Source organism: Halogranum roseipondis (assembly GCF_059695585.1).
Window position 1 is genome coordinate 127,732 of record NZ_JBUEED010000005.1, and the last position, 13,866, is coordinate 141,597.

A 13,866-nucleotide genomic window follows, 5' to 3' on the forward strand; every position below is an offset into this window, starting at 1 on the left:
GCCAGACAGAATAGCCATAGATAATAGCGATAATTGGTAGCTATATGTGATAGCTATTGTTGACGACTATAGTTTTCAACTATACCCTACAGCAGCGGCAGCTGCGTAGTTCTCGCCGACTGATCGTCACTATCTCGTCAGAAAGCCCGAGTACGAGTATGAGTCAGAACTATAGCCCTCAACTATATTCTATAGATATACTATTGAAAGTCGACCATCTTCTCGTCAATTCGATTGTAGAGAAACGAGTCCATGCAACTCAGCGTGTCTTGCTTGCAGGCCGTGACAGATGTTGAGGTCGGATAACTATATCTTATAGCTATAGTTACCAGCTATACCCTATAAGTAACAGACAGCGTCAATCAGCCCTGATATCGTGTCAGAGGTTGTATTGCTGCAAACTCTTCACGAGAGTCAGGGAGCTACCCAATGGTACTTCGGTGTGCACCAAATTTGCTGATGAATGTCTGGAGTGTGTTGACGACGGCCGTGATATCGCGGTTAAGTGATCGGAGATTTTCTTGTAGCGCCGATAGACTAGTTGGGAACGAGCAGGAGTAGCGCCCCCGGCAGCGAGCATGGTCAATGCATAAAGCGTGAGTTGCTCGTGCTCATTGGGATCACGCATGATATCCATCCTCTGTTGAACTTCGAGCTGTTCCTGGGCGCGTTCGACATGGTCAGTCCAGACTGAGTCCACGTTTTTAGTGTGGCAAGGTCACCAGCTTTCCGAAGGTGATAGCACATTGAGCATCACCCCCGTCTTGGCGACCAAAGGGCGGCACACAGCGGAATCACGGGTAGACGCAAAGACCCCCACCCCAGATTGTAAGTGTTTTCGATGCTCTCGAAGCCACTACCCTACATCCGTTCCGACCGAGATTAGAATGCAGTACTCAATGTCCTCATGAAGGACTTGACAAACGAGAAGTGGTTCACTCCGAAGAAACGTCCTCAGAAACGCAGAGCGGTTCTAATGTGCGGACGAGAGCGAAACTCTCGTCAACGCCTGTGTAGACCGCGACCCACTGTGTCTACCGACGGTGGCGATTCATCGTCCATCGTTGCAGATGCAAGTTGTGTCGTGGAAGCAGGAAGCCCCGTCCTCAACGAGCACGTCAGTGCGAGTAGGGCGAGGTGGTTCACCAGACATCAATGAGACTTGATCTGATACATAGTGCGAGCGCATACCCGCGTCTTCAGGCGCGGGTCAAGCGGACAATAGCGTACACAACCACCAACGGTAGCACGGATGGATTTCCCCCGTGTACGATAGTTTTAACAGATTCGCTACGTATAGTGTGTAGCACGGATGAAGACCACACGGCACGCAACGTACAACCTCAACTACCACATAGTGTGGATACCGAAGTCCCGTCAGTCGGTACTCGTCGGTGACGTTGCGACTCGTGTGCGAGACATCCTCCACGAAATCGCTGACGAGAAGGGGTTGGAGATTATCGACCTCACTGTCCAACCTGACCACATCCACCTGTTCGTCAGTAGCCCACCGAAGCACGCTCCGTCACTTCTCGCCAACTGGTTCAAGGGCATCAGTTCGCGGAAATACAACCACCGCTACGCTGACCATGACGGCGAGAAAATCAAGTGGGCGCGAGGTTACTACGCGGGGACAGCAGGACACGTTTCGAGTGAGACTGTCGAGAAGTACATCCAGCGTCACGCGGAGGACGAACAGTGACCGAACTCACCGAGACGCTGGAACTGAAGCTTGTGGAACCGAACGCCCACAAGCATCGGAAACTCTGTGAGACAAAACGAGCGTACCAAGACGCGCTCGAAGCCGCGTTCAACGCCAACTGTACCACACAGTCCGCAACGAACGATATTGTCGTTAACTACGACCTGAGTGGGTACGCGAAGAACGCACTCAAGAAGTACGTCCCGCAACTGTGTGGCGGAAGCTACGACGCCAAAGAGCTTCACGACGACCACCCTGTTCGGTTCACGAACGAAGGCCCCCAACTCGACCACAAGCCACAGAACGCCATCGAGTGGTACGTCAAAATCCCGCACCACGACGACTACCACCTCTGGTTGCCTGCGACACCGAATCCCGAACAGCGAGAGTGGTTGGAAGCGTTGCACGCGGGAGACGCGACGATGGGAGAGTGCCGGTTGTTCAACCGGAATGATGAGTGGTACTTCCACATCGTCGCTACGCGGGACGTGGAGGAGCGACAGACTACCAGTTCGGCGGAAACGCCGATTGGGGTAGACATCGGGGAAGCCTCTTTGTTAACGGTGTGTCACCGTGACGAGCGCGGCTCCCCGACTGCACCCAACCTCTGGAACGACGAAGGCAAGACGGTTCGCCAACTCCGTGAAACGTACTTCACGGCGACTCGACGCCTTCAGAAACGAGGAAGCGAACGTATCGCTGAGTCCTACGGCGACGAATTGTGGCGACACATCGACCACATTCTCCACACGGTCACGTCGGAGGTCGTCGCCTACGCAGACCAATTCGAGAACCCCGTGTTGGTTCTGGAAGACTTGACGCACATCCGCGAGAACATGGACTACGGCGCATTCATGAACCGACGGCTTCACGGATGGGGCTTCGCCAAGATGCACGCGCAGATTCGCTACAAAGCGGCTGAGAAAGGGATTCGCGTGGAAATGGTGAATCCCGCGTACACCTCGAAGACGTGCCACTGTTGCGGTCAACAGGGCCACCGCCCGAAGCAAGCGACGTTCAAGTGTTCCAACTCGGCGTGTTGGGTTTCAGAGTACCAAGCAGACGTTAACGCCGCGCTCAATATTGCAGACCGCTACCTCAGCGGCGAGAGCCATTCAAGAGAACACACGGATGGCGATGACTCGGCTGAGGAAGGGGGACGTTTGACCGTCCCACAAGACAGCCAAGCCGATGCTGACACCCAGCAAGAGACGCTTGGAACGTATGCGTCTTGAAACCTTAGGGCCCCGCTCGGCCTGAAATCCCATGGTGGGATTCCCGCGACTTTAGGCGCGGGAGGAGGTCAACGAGTGTAATCGCGCTAGCCGAACTGTAGTGATCGGGCGCTCACTCGAAGTGGTCACACCCCCACCCCAGATTGTAAGTGTTCTTGCGCCCACGCAAGCACCACCCCGAAGAGGCAAGGGAGTAGTGGTAGTATATAAAAGACGATAGCGCAACCGTCAGACACCCCAGATTGTAAGTGTAGAACACAGTTCTAACAACTCTAAACGTTCGAATTCAAAAACACGCTTTGCCTGTACAGTAAAGTATATAATAGCATTCTAGGTCTAGTAGTAGCTACTCGAAGTACGTTCGTTGTTACTCTGTGTTGACGACTTCCATGAGTTGGCTAAGTGGAGTACCTCTCTCGTAAAGCGCGGAACACTTACAATCCGGGGAGGGGGTGGTTTATAAAGAGTCGAGAACACTTACAACAGTTAGAACACTTTTAGCGGTGGGTTTATTATGATGTAGTGTAACGTTCCGCGTGAAATGGAGTCGCCGTTCAAAGGACCAAATCAAATCTTCAAAGACAAAGGTCCCTTCAAGGAAGAGTACACGCCCGAAGAAATCCTTGAACGGGATGACATCATCGAAGAGTATGCAGCGTCACTGCAAGACGTTCTCGATGGGTTTGGTCCACCAAACGTGTTCATTTACGGACAGACAGGCGTGGGAAAGACCGCGACGACCACGAAGATGATGGAGTATCTCACCGCCGAAGCACGGGCTCAAGACCAGAACCTGACCGTCATCAACGTCAACTGCAATAAACGAACGTCTACCTATCAAGTGATTTCACACGTCGCAAACAAGCTCCACCCGAGTCGTGAAATCAAACAGGGAACCCACCCGGACACGATTTGGTCTGTCATCTACTCTGAAATCGATCGCATCGGTGGTGACGTCGTTCTTATTCTCGACGAAATTGACAAACTTGGTGAGGACGAACAGCTCCTGTATGAATTCCCACGTGCACGCTCGATGGGTGAACTCGAGAATGCCGAAGTGGGCATCATTGGCATCAGTAACAATTTTAAATTCCGCGAAAACCTTTCAGGCCGCGTTAAAAGCACTCTCTGTGAGAGAGAAATTCAGTTCTCTCCCTACGATGCGACAGAGCTCCAGACGATTTTGAGCTACTATGCTGATCTCACGTTCAAGCCTGGTGTTCTCACTGACGATGTCGTTCCGCTTTGTGCTGCGTACACAGCACAAGATACAGGGGATGCACGGATGGCGCTAGACCTCCTCGAAACGGCAGGTGATATCGCCCGTCATGAGGATGCAGAGACCGTCGATGAGGAACATGTTCGTCTTGCCCGAAGCGAGGTTGACCGTGCAAACACTCGCGACATCATCACCGAACGCTTGACGACACAGATGCAGTTGACGTTGATGGCAACCACGTTCTTAGTTCTCGATTCAGGGACTGACGCCAAGGTCAAGCATATATACTCACTGTATAAGGACATCTGTGAGAAGATTGGTACGGACACGCTCTCTGAAAGCCGGATTCGAGATCACATCAATACGCTTGAGATGTTCGGGCTGATCGAATCCTCCGAGAAGAATCTCGGTCGACGTGGGGGACGGACGTTCATCTATTCGCTTGTTGATGAGCCACGAATCGTGCTCGAAACGTTCCGTGAAGATGCTCAACTTGAAGCAGGATTCCCGACGGCGACAGATCAGCTTCTGTCTCAGTATGAAGAAACCTCAAAATCCGGATTCCAAAGCGAACTGAACCTCTAACGCCGGAATACACTTACAATCTAGGGGGGGTTCGGACCGAAGAACATCGGAATCCGCTTCTAAATGTCAAGCTTATACTGAACTACTCATTGTAGCGAGTACAAACGGTCTGTCGTAGAATTACACTTGCAAGGAGGGGTGTCAGCACCAACGACGAGTGGCACATGACTATGCTAGCGACTCGTCAACAAGGAGTACCAGTCCTACTCGTCTGAGTCAACTGGCCCTTTGTACTTCGACTTAATCCTCTCACCTTCTCTCCATTGCCAGTAGTAGTAGCGATGGTCGTTGATCTCTTTCACCGTGATTGTCGCTTTACCGGGAACGCCATCCGGGCGGTCTGCTTCCGTTTCGACCTCTTCATCCTGCTCGTCCTGTTCTACGAGTTGCGCCTCACGCTCGCGATGCTCGGCGAGTTCGTCAGCGTATCGCGCAATGTCTCGTAGCACGTCGGGAGACTGGTCGGTAAGTTTCTCAGCGATACCGCTTGGTACGTTCTGAGGCAGCGTTGGTGGGGAATTGGACATAGGTCACTATCGTGTTAACCAACACAGACGCCAACAGCAAAGCTGCGTTGGTTAAGTGAACTCTGGTTCGGCGTCGATTCAGTCTTCAAGTCGTGCGATAATCTCTGTCGCCGTTCGACTGATCCGTCCGAGTCGCTCACGAATCACGTCTGCATCGTCGGATTCCCACGTGGCAAGGTAGAACGCCGACCCACTCGTATCGAGTCCACAGTACCGCCCGACGATGTACGCCACTGCTTCCGCTTCGACCTCGCGTTTCGCCCGCTCGGTGTCATCATCGACGTCGAAATGCAACAGCGCGTGCGCATACTCGTGAACCAACGTTCGTGCAAGGTCAGCCTCATTCACCCATCCTTGACCTCGACGAGTGGTTGGACGTCGACGAGGCTCAGTCGCTGGCAGATTCCGCGTGCACTCCCGTGGGTCCACTCCTCTTCGGGGACGATTCGCACCGTCACATCAAGCTCTGAAGCCGCGTCAGTCAACTGGCCCACGAGATTGCCAGCGTCACCCGTCGCGGCCGTCTCGAGGTCGGGAAGTGGTTCGCCGTCGGTCTGGGAGATGTCGAATACCGGCGCGGGCCTGAACCCGACGAGCCCTATCGACCACTCCTCGGGTGGCGTCGCGTCGTACTCACAGTCGGTGTTAGCGTGGTAGCTCGGCGAGTTTGCACACTCGGGACATCGCTTGGTAATGATTGGTGCCCAGATCCAGATGGCCTGTTCACCTTCCTCGACGTGGCGGTCGAACTCTGCTTGCCACGTTCGATACCCGGCGACGCGACTAGCCTCGGGACACTGCTGCTTGATGAGCAGTGTATTCCGGTAAGAGTAGTCGTGGAACTGCCGTTGGACATCAAGCCACTCCTGGAATTCCGCACTCGCTTGTGCGTCGTCGACAGAGTCGACAAGGTCGTCGATCCACTGTTCGATGGTACTGTGCATCTCGTCACGTCGGGTGTCGGAGTCGTCGAACGACACCACTGCGTAGTCACTCGTCGCCATGAGTTGTCTCGCGAACACTCCAGTTTTGGAATGCCCCGCACCCTTCGGGGGCAGAAAAAATTCGCCGGCGAGGAGCGGTTTCTCAGCCTTCGGCTCAGTGCCTCACTACCTGAGCTCACAACGATGCCGTAGACGTGTCCTCCGTACTGCTAATCATCAAGTTAAGATGAGAGAGCAACAAGATTCACAGACGAGCGTTACACATGCAAATTCCAGATGACTTACTTTGCCTCTTCAGCGCCCAGGTGGATGAGCAGCGAGGCTCATACGTTCTCGAAGTGCCGAAAGAAGAAGTGACAACAGGCGATGTCCAAGTGGGTGATGTTCACCGCGTGGCTGTCTTTGCGACTGATACTACTGATGACACTCCGTCAACCCACGAAGCGGTGCAGAATCGAGAGAACCTCGCACCAGTTGAGAAAGGAGATCAGCGGACCGTCGACATCGAAGACATCGGAGAACAGGGCGATGGCATTGCCCGTACTGACCGTGGATACGTTCTCATCATCCCTGACACTGAACAAGGTGAACGAGTAACTGTCGAGGTCACTGATGTGAGCGAGTCAGTCGGTTTCGCGAACGTCATTGAGCGGAAACCCTACTACGAGTAGCTGAGACTGGATACCGGTCTTGGTACGTGTGGGTGACGCATGAACTCACGTTCGAGCGAGCTTAGAACCCGAGATCATACTACGCGGGCGGGATGTAGACACTGGCTTCGCCCATGACTTCCTCAAGATGGTTCCGAGTGCGATGGGTGAAGTAGCAGTCGTAACAGCAGTACCCACAAATCTCTCCAGTATCGTACTCCGCGACGAATGGGCCACGCGACCCCGTCCAGACATCGCCTTCGCACTCGACACAGGCCGACGAATGAAGGTCGGCGGATGACGGGGGCTGATACTGTGTCTGCCCAGCCCGATCGACTGGCTGCTCCGGCCAGACGCCTTGACTCTCCCAAAACGAACGGACATGGACAAGCCCGTGCCGGACCGTTACTCGAACCGTCAGGTAGTCGGCGTTGCGACCGCTGTCATCCCAGCCATTACCCGTCCAGAATTCACCGAACTGCGCTCCGCGATGCAGTCCGTTCCAATCGAGGCCGACGATGTCGGCCGGTGGATCGCCTGTCAGCCTCGGTTGCGTCAACTGGTCGATGACGGTGAGTTGCTTGGGTGGACTACCTCCGAGGATGTGGACGCGACGGCCTCGCCAATCCACTGGATCTGAGAACTCGTGTGCTAAGATATCTGCGTAACCACGGGAGTAGCTGACGACAGTACCCACAGGTATAGGATTCGTGCTGTGGATTCAAATGAGCATCCGATCTCAGTCGAGCCACATCGTATCGAGATGCACCGTAGTTGAGACTGGTCATCTCAATGCATAGGATATTCGCCTTGCATCCCCCCACCAAACCACCCCCCCCCCGGATTCAGTAGAACCGTAGGCGGAAATGTTCTCAGTCAGAAGAGATGTTGGTCAATACTCTCCACCCCGTTACCGACATGCCACGTCCGAGATTCTACTTCCAACTCCTCGACTGCGTCTGAAACTTGATCAGCGTATTCAGCGGTTGTGTTTAGGTACGCTGTCGCTCCAGTATCAGACGAGAAATAGACGGGAATACCAGTCTCTCGGAATCGGCGAGCTAACTGGAGTAGCTCAAGCGTCTCCGGCTGCCAGTAAACCCACCCGTCGGGTCCGGTCATCGTCACGGCGAGGAGGTTGAGTGAATCACGCTCTGCAAGCTCGAACGTCGATTCGAAATCTCCGCTCTGAATTGCATCACGCATCTCGGTCAATTTGCTATGGATGTGTGCAAGCCGACCGCGAAAGAGATGTGACCGTGGTGTCTCCAAATGAGCACGAGAAGTTCGCTTGTATTCCGGCACGACTCCAACAATGATTCGGATGTCCTCCTCGAACGTATCAGGTATCCGTTCGGCGACGCAGTCCTCCGCGTGTTCGCTCGTACACAGATGTGAAAATCCCCCAGTTACGCTCCGAGCAGCAGATGTGGATCCACGCCGAGCCAGTCTCGAGAGTTCCTCGCGCGAAAGATCGAGACCGACTGCATCCGTGGCTGCGAGGGCGAGGGCAGCGAACGCGGAGGCCGACGCACCAAGACCGATGTTCGATTCGAAGGTGTTCTCGGAGACGACTCGAGCGTGGCTATCGGTACCAGAACGCTCTCTGACGCTATCCAGTACGGTTGTCACCCGTTCGTATCCCTCATCGTCGATTGGGGACCCGTTGATGCGACATGTGTCGGCCTCGTACCCGAAGGCTACGGTCGTCCGTGTTTCCGAGGGCGCGGTACAGACTGAAATCGAATCGTGGTACGGGATATTCAGGGCTCGATTCATCAGGCCGTGATACTTGATCAGTCCTTGGATTGGGTGGGCGCGCGCGCTGGCTTTCATATCATTGAGCTAGCTCTGCTGATTGTCCGAAACGCTACGTATCTGTGACATCCACGACCTCATAGCTGAGATTCTGATCCCGAAGTTTGTCGGTGTGGGCCGAAATCAGATCTGTCGAAGATAGTAGTAGTACGTCGAGTCCCTTCGCGGCTGCTTCTTGGACAGCAGATGTGCTTCCGAAACGGATGTCAGGCTGGAGTTCTGCTGCCTCCGCGACGGCGATAGCTTCGACTCCGCTAACCGCTATTAAGTCGTGCTTTTCGGCCATCTCGATGATTCTATTCGGATCTACCGCCGAACTTCCGCTGTTTTGAACCTGTGGAATTGAGACGATTGTCACCAAACCCAAGTCGTAATCCACGACCCCGTCGAAATTAGTAATTCCGACATCCTGGCCTGCCTCCGCGTTCGTTACTGCAACTGCAGTTGCGCTCCCAATCCCTCCAGACATCGCGCGCAGAACACCGTCCTGCATTGTCAGTGAAACGGTCTCTCCTTCGTTGACTTCCGTCGTCGCGATTGCAGTCTCGATCTCAACCTGTCCGATGACGTCTTCAAAAACGTGTTGAACGAAATGACGCAACTCGTCGGTTTGTGAAATCAACCAGTCGACTCCCTCCTTGGTTACTTCGTATCGGCCACGACCGTGTTTGTTGACGTATCCATGTTCAACCAAGTCTTGGAGGTAATCGCTTACAGCTTGGGCAGTGACCCCTATGGCATCGGCTATCTCCTGTTGGTTTACAGCGGGCTGTCGTTCTGCGATCTGGACCAGAATCTGATACCGGGTGGCGTTCCGTTTGCTTTGGAGAACACCGAATTCTTCAGGGTCGGCCGCATTCTTCGGCATTATTTCTTCTCCGGACTGAGAACTAAAGTAATTTTGCCTTAGAACGCCTGAGGTTGAGTTCGTACATCCTCTACGCCGAGTAACTCAATCTAACTTTCTCTAAAACAACCAAAATTGTTTTACGCCCTACGATAGTTGTATTCGGCGATGGCACACGTATCGCTCCCACATGATGCGAAGGCCGGCCCGACGAAACCAGAGGTCAGGGCCGTCCTTCTCAGCAAACTCGACCTCGGGCCGAACGATCACTTCGCAGAGGTCGGTTCGTGTACCGGCGCCGTCACGATCGAGGCGGCGCGGCGCGCGGGTCGGGTCACTGCACTCGAACGAAAAGCAGAACGGATCGAAACCACCAGAAAAAATCTCGCTGCCAATGACGTGACTGTGGATGTTGACCTTCGGGAAGCCGAGGCCCCCGAAGGATTACCCGGAAACGCAGACGTCCTGTTCATCGGCGGCAGTCGGAACTACGAGGCAGTCCTCGACCACGCAGTCGAAACCGAGGTTGACCGTATCATCATGAACGTGTCGCGGCTCGAAGTCGCTGGAGCCGCCACCGAGGCGTTCCGTGAGCGGGACCTCCTAGAAGAGGTCGTCCAGTTCCAGGTGAGTCACGGGTACGAACTCGCCGGCGCGACGAGTTTCAATTCCGACAACCCGGTGTACATGCTGATGGGTGGGACCGGTGCGGCCGCGGCAGACGGGGGGCCGCGATGACACTCTACGGTATCGGACTCGGCCCCGGCGACGCCGACCTTGTAACCCTACGCGGACGTCGCGTTCTCGAAGCGGCGGACGTCGTCTACTCGCCGGGACGCCTCTCTCGGTCGGTTGCGACCGAACACGTCCCCAAAGACCGAATCGGTGACGTCGACTTTCCGATGACTCGCGACGAGGACGAACTCCGGCGAGCGTGGCGCGAGGCCGCTGAAGAGATCGCACCCCGTGCTCGCGACGGAACTGTGGCGTTCGTCACACTCGGCGATCCGAACGTCTATTCGACGTTCGGGCACTTGCGGCGGACGCTCTCCGCGTTTCATGCTGATGTCGATATCGAGGTCGTTCCCGGAGTGAGCGCCGTAACGGCCTTTACCACGGCTCTTGGCGTCGAGATTTCTTCCGGGGCGAGTCTCGTACTTCACGAGGCCGCTCGTGGTGCAGCACCTACCGGACCAGATCGGATGATTCTGTTCAAGGTCACCGATGTCCCGACGACCCACGAACAGCTCGTCGAGGCGGGCTATGACGTGGTGTACGGCCGCCGACTGTACATGGAGCAGGGCAAGACGGTCGTAACGGATGATCCCGGAACGCTGAACGAACGCGACTACTATACGCTGGCTTACGCGGAGAAACGCGATCTCGATTCGGAGCCGGCGACTGCGGCCTTCGAAGAGATCGAATCGGAGAGCGACTCTGGTACCGGAGCGAGGGTGAAGACCGATGGGGGGGCGCAGCCTACCTCAGAGCCCTGGTCCAGGGATGAATTTTGGAGTGATACCGTGTCGATGGAGCGAGCCGAAGGTGAAGCCTGCGGCGACGAAGTCTCGGAGGTCCAGCCGCGATGACCGATCCCCAAGACGCTATCGACGCGGAGGCGGCCACCCGAGCGGCGGAGCGGGATCCTCGGATCGAGAAGCGAACTGCTGGCGAGAGGCAGGAGGGTATCCCGTTCATCGGTGCTGGTCCCGGCGACCCAGGGCTCCTCACTGTCACCGGTAAAGAGCTGGTCGAGGCGGCAGATCTCGTCGTCCACGCCGGATCGCTGGTCAACAGCGAACTCCTTGACGAATACTGCGCGGACGCCGAGCAGGTGTCGAGCATCGGTAAAGACTTGGAGGAGTTGGTACCGCTGATGCGGGACGCCTACGAGGCGGGGCAGACGGTTGTCCGTCTCCACAGCGGCGACCCGGCAATCTACGGAGCAGCGCTGGAGCAGATGGACGCACTGGAACATGAGGGAGTTCCGGCCTATATCGTTCCGGGCGTGACCTCGGCGTTCGCAGCCAGTGCGACGCTCCGGACCCAGCTCACGCTGAACGGCGTGGCCAACCACGTCGCGTTCACTCGTCCTCAGGGGAAGACGCTCGACCCCAAGGACGATCACATCGGCGAGTTCGTCGAGATGGGCGATGTGACGACTTGCATCTACCTTGGCACCCACGCAGTCGGCGAGACGATGGATCGCCTCCTCGAAGACGGTCATGATCCGGAGACACCGGTTACCGTCGTCTACCACGCCTCGTGGCCGGACGAGGAGATCATCGAGGGGACCATCGGAACGATCGGCGAGCGTCTGGAGGCAGCCGGCTACCGTGCGTCCGCGCTTGTTATCATCGGCGACGCGGCGCGAAAAGCGGGATACGAGCGCTCCTATCTGTACGGAGACTGGGCGAACCGCAGTTCCACTGAGAGCGAAGCAGACGACTGACTCATGAGTACCGACACCAACGAACCAGAATCAGGCGAATCGGGCGGCCACTGTGCGACGCCGGACTCGGATGGCGAGGTGGCCGAGGAAATCGCGATCATCAGCTTCGAACGAAAACTCGACACCGCTCGCGAGATCGAGGCGGGAATCGGCGACGACTACGAGCGCGTGGACATCATCGAGTACCATGGCGACGTGTTCGCGGAACACTGGGGCGAGTACGATTGCTTCGTCGGGCTGATGGCCTCGGGTATCGCGATGCGAAAGACCGCACCGCTCCTTGATGACAAGTGGGACGATCCCGCTATCGTCGTCGTCGACGAGGAGCTCACGTGGGCAATCCCGATCACGGGTGGCCACCACGGTGCGAATCAGGTCGCCCACGATCTCTCACAACTGGGCGCAGTCCCGGCGATGACGACCGCAAGCGAGGCTGCGGGCAAGCAGGGCGTCGAGAGTAAGGCGAAGGCGCTGGACACCCACGTCGTCAACGGCGATTCGACGGTCGCGACGAACCTCGCCGTTTTGAACGATGAACTCGGTCCGGTGGCCCGTCTCGACGGCCCCCGAGCGGTCCTCGTCGGCGACGACGTGACCGTTCTCAAGCGTAACGGCGAGGCCGGCGTCGTCCTCGGGACCGGCACCGTCTCGGGGGTGAAGAAAGCGCAGGTACTCGATGCCTGGGCGGCTGTCCTTGACGACCTGGGTCTGGAGTTCTCGGATGTAGAGTTCGTCGCGACTGGCACCCGTAAGGAGGGTGAAGAAGGACTTTACGAGGCAGCCCAGGCGATCGGTGCGGGGGTCGTCCTCTTCGAGAAGGAAACGCTGGAGGAGTTCGAGGGGCCCTCACCCTCGCGGTCGAAGGAACTCATCGGCTGGCCGGGTATCGCTGAAGCGTCGGCTATTGCCGGCGGCCGCGAGCACGACCTCACCCGGAAGAAAGAGCGGTTCGACGACGCTGTGACCGTCGCGGTGGGGCGGTAACATGGATGGCAGAGATGCCGCCGCCGACGCGAGGGGGACCCTCTTCGTCGTTGGCATCGGCCCTGGACTGCCTCACGCGATGACACAGCGGGCCAAGGACGTCATCACCACCGCCGATTGCGTCGTCGCGTCGAACCTCTATCAGGAGTTCCTCCGTCGCGACGGAACGCTCCCCCCAGAAAACGCCGAGGTGGAAGCAGCATCTGACGGGGGGACGGCGGCGGGAGACGAATCCGGTACTGTCTTCGAACGGCCAGGGGGTACCCGCCAGACCCTCATCCGCTCGACGATGGGGAAGCAGGTCGAACTGGCCCGTGAGGCGTTCCAGCGCGTCCGGGCGGGCGAAGATGTCGCCCACGTTTCTGGCGGCGATCCGAACGTCTACGGCAAGAGTGACCTCCTGTACACGATGGCCGAGGCGGACGAGGCGTACGACGTTCCCATCGAAGTGGTTCCCGGTGTGACGGCGGCGCTCGGTGGCGCGGCGAACCTCGGCGCACCGCTGTCGAACGACTTCTGTACGGTCTCGCTGTCCGACAAGTGGCGCGGGTGGGACGAGATCGAAGAGAAGCTGCGAGCCGCGGCAATCAGCGGCTTCGTCATCGTCCTCTACAACTGCTGGCGGGATTATCAACGCGCCATCGACGTGGTTCGCGAGGAGCGAGCCGACGACGTACCGGTCGGCATCTTTAACGACGCCAGCCGCGGCGACGCAGGTCGAAATCTGGACGATGAGACACACACCATCACCAGCCTTGGCGAGGCGAACGACCACGATGACGAGGTCGGCGGGATGGGAACGTCCATTCTGATCGGTAATCACGAAACGACAGTCTGGGAGAACGACTACGGCAAATACCTCGTCACCCCGCGCGGCGGGCGTGACGTTGACGACTTCTGACA

12 protein-coding genes and 3 pseudogenes are annotated in these 13,866 nt (G+C 56.8%); 9 read left to right on the forward strand and 6 right to left on the reverse strand.

Translation table 11 applies throughout. The features are described from left to right. Window positions 1–422: 422 nt before the first annotated feature. A pseudogene (locus EOHIBHHM_RS20840) lies at window positions 423–798 on the reverse strand (cell division control protein Cdc6); the annotation flags it as partial. Window positions 799–1,312: 514 nt separating this feature from the next. On the opposite strand from EOHIBHHM_RS20840, the gene tnpA reads away from it, so the two are divergent. The 3 genes from tnpA to EOHIBHHM_RS20855 all read left to right on the forward strand — a co-directional run bounded on the left by tnpA (window position 1,313) and on the right by EOHIBHHM_RS20855 (window position 4,741). Further along, window positions 1,313–1,702, forward strand: coding sequence for an IS200/IS605 family transposase (gene tnpA, locus EOHIBHHM_RS20845; protein ID WP_497257567.1), 390 nt, complete (start codon window positions 1,313–1,315; stop codon window positions 1,700–1,702). Continuing rightward, window positions 1,699–2,937, forward strand: coding sequence for an RNA-guided endonuclease TnpB family protein (locus tag EOHIBHHM_RS20850; RefSeq protein WP_497257569.1), 1,239 nt, complete (start codon window positions 1,699–1,701; stop codon window positions 2,935–2,937). Before tnpA ends, EOHIBHHM_RS20850 begins: the two co-directional genes overlap by 4 nt. Window positions 2,938–3,478: 541 nt before the next feature. Then, window positions 3,479–4,741, forward strand: a complete 1,263-nt coding sequence (locus EOHIBHHM_RS20855; RefSeq protein ID WP_497257571.1) for a Cdc6/Cdc18 family protein — start codon at window positions 3,479–3,481, stop codon at window positions 4,739–4,741. Between the two features lie 203 nt (window positions 4,742–4,944). Here the strand turns inward: EOHIBHHM_RS20855 and EOHIBHHM_RS20860 are convergent, their stop codons facing one another. Together EOHIBHHM_RS20860 and EOHIBHHM_RS20865 are read right to left on the reverse strand one after the other, a co-directional pair. Then, a complete protein-coding gene (locus tag EOHIBHHM_RS20860; RefSeq protein ID WP_497257573.1) occupies window positions 4,945–5,268 on the reverse strand; it encodes a DUF6788 family protein in 324 nt (107 codons plus the stop codon). Window positions 5,269–5,346: 78 nt separating this feature from the next. Next, window positions 5,347–6,272 (reverse strand): annotated as a pseudogene (locus tag EOHIBHHM_RS20865) (ArdC-like ssDNA-binding domain-containing protein). 203 nt (window positions 6,273–6,475) lie between these two features. Between EOHIBHHM_RS20865 and EOHIBHHM_RS20870 the strand changes: the two are divergent. Beyond that, window positions 6,476–6,883: a TRAM domain-containing protein gene (locus tag EOHIBHHM_RS20870; protein WP_497257575.1), complete on the forward strand. Its 408-nt coding sequence runs from the start codon at window positions 6,476–6,478 to the stop codon at window positions 6,881–6,883. A 79-nt stretch (window positions 6,884–6,962) separates the two neighbouring features. Here the strand turns inward: EOHIBHHM_RS20870 and EOHIBHHM_RS20875 are convergent. The 3 genes and pseudogenes from EOHIBHHM_RS20875 to EOHIBHHM_RS20885 form a co-directional block, all read right to left on the reverse strand. Continuing rightward, window positions 6,963–7,565 (reverse strand): annotated as a pseudogene (locus EOHIBHHM_RS20875) (DUF6610 family protein); the annotation flags it as partial. Between the two features lie 173 nt (window positions 7,566–7,738). Continuing rightward, a complete protein-coding gene (locus tag EOHIBHHM_RS20880) occupies window positions 7,739–8,698 on the reverse strand; it encodes a GHMP family kinase ATP-binding protein (RefSeq protein ID WP_497257577.1) in 960 nt (319 codons plus the stop codon). Window positions 8,699–8,732: 34 nt separating this feature from the next. Further along, window positions 8,733–9,548, reverse strand: a complete 816-nt coding sequence (locus EOHIBHHM_RS20885; RefSeq protein WP_497257579.1) for a DUF7839 domain-containing protein — start codon at window positions 9,546–9,548, stop codon at window positions 8,733–8,735. 147 nt (window positions 9,549–9,695) lie between these two features. Between EOHIBHHM_RS20885 and cbiT the strand changes: the two genes are divergently transcribed. The 5 genes from cbiT to EOHIBHHM_RS20910 are packed head-to-tail and all read left to right on the forward strand — an operon-like array spanning window position 9,696 to window position 13,864. Then, window positions 9,696–10,265 carry a precorrin-6Y C5,15-methyltransferase (decarboxylating) subunit CbiT gene (gene cbiT, locus EOHIBHHM_RS20890; protein ID WP_497257581.1) on the forward strand — a complete coding sequence of 190 codons (570 nt, stop codon included), beginning with the start codon at window positions 9,696–9,698 and terminating at the stop codon, window positions 10,263–10,265. Continuing rightward, window positions 10,262–11,116: a cobalt-factor II C(20)-methyltransferase gene (locus EOHIBHHM_RS20895; RefSeq protein ID WP_497257583.1), complete on the forward strand. Its 855-nt coding sequence runs from the start codon at window positions 10,262–10,264 to the stop codon at window positions 11,114–11,116. The genes cbiT and EOHIBHHM_RS20895 overlap by 4 nt, the downstream gene beginning before the upstream one ends. Beyond that, window positions 11,113–11,979 carry a cobalt-precorrin-4/precorrin-4 C(11)-methyltransferase gene (locus EOHIBHHM_RS20900; protein WP_497257585.1) on the forward strand — a complete coding sequence of 289 codons (867 nt, stop codon included), beginning with the start codon at window positions 11,113–11,115 and terminating at the stop codon, window positions 11,977–11,979. Before EOHIBHHM_RS20895 ends, EOHIBHHM_RS20900 begins: the two co-directional genes overlap by 4 nt. 3 nt (window positions 11,980–11,982) lie before the next feature. Then, window positions 11,983–12,963, forward strand: coding sequence for a cobalt-precorrin 5A hydrolase (gene cbiG, locus EOHIBHHM_RS20905; RefSeq protein WP_497257587.1), 981 nt, complete (start codon window positions 11,983–11,985; stop codon window positions 12,961–12,963). Between the two features lies 1 nt (window position 12,964). After that, complete coding sequence (locus tag EOHIBHHM_RS20910; protein WP_497257589.1) at window positions 12,965–13,864, forward strand: precorrin-3B C(17)-methyltransferase; 900 nt, start codon at window positions 12,965–12,967, stop codon at window positions 13,862–13,864. The last annotated feature ends 2 nt before the right edge of the window (window positions 13,865–13,866 follow it).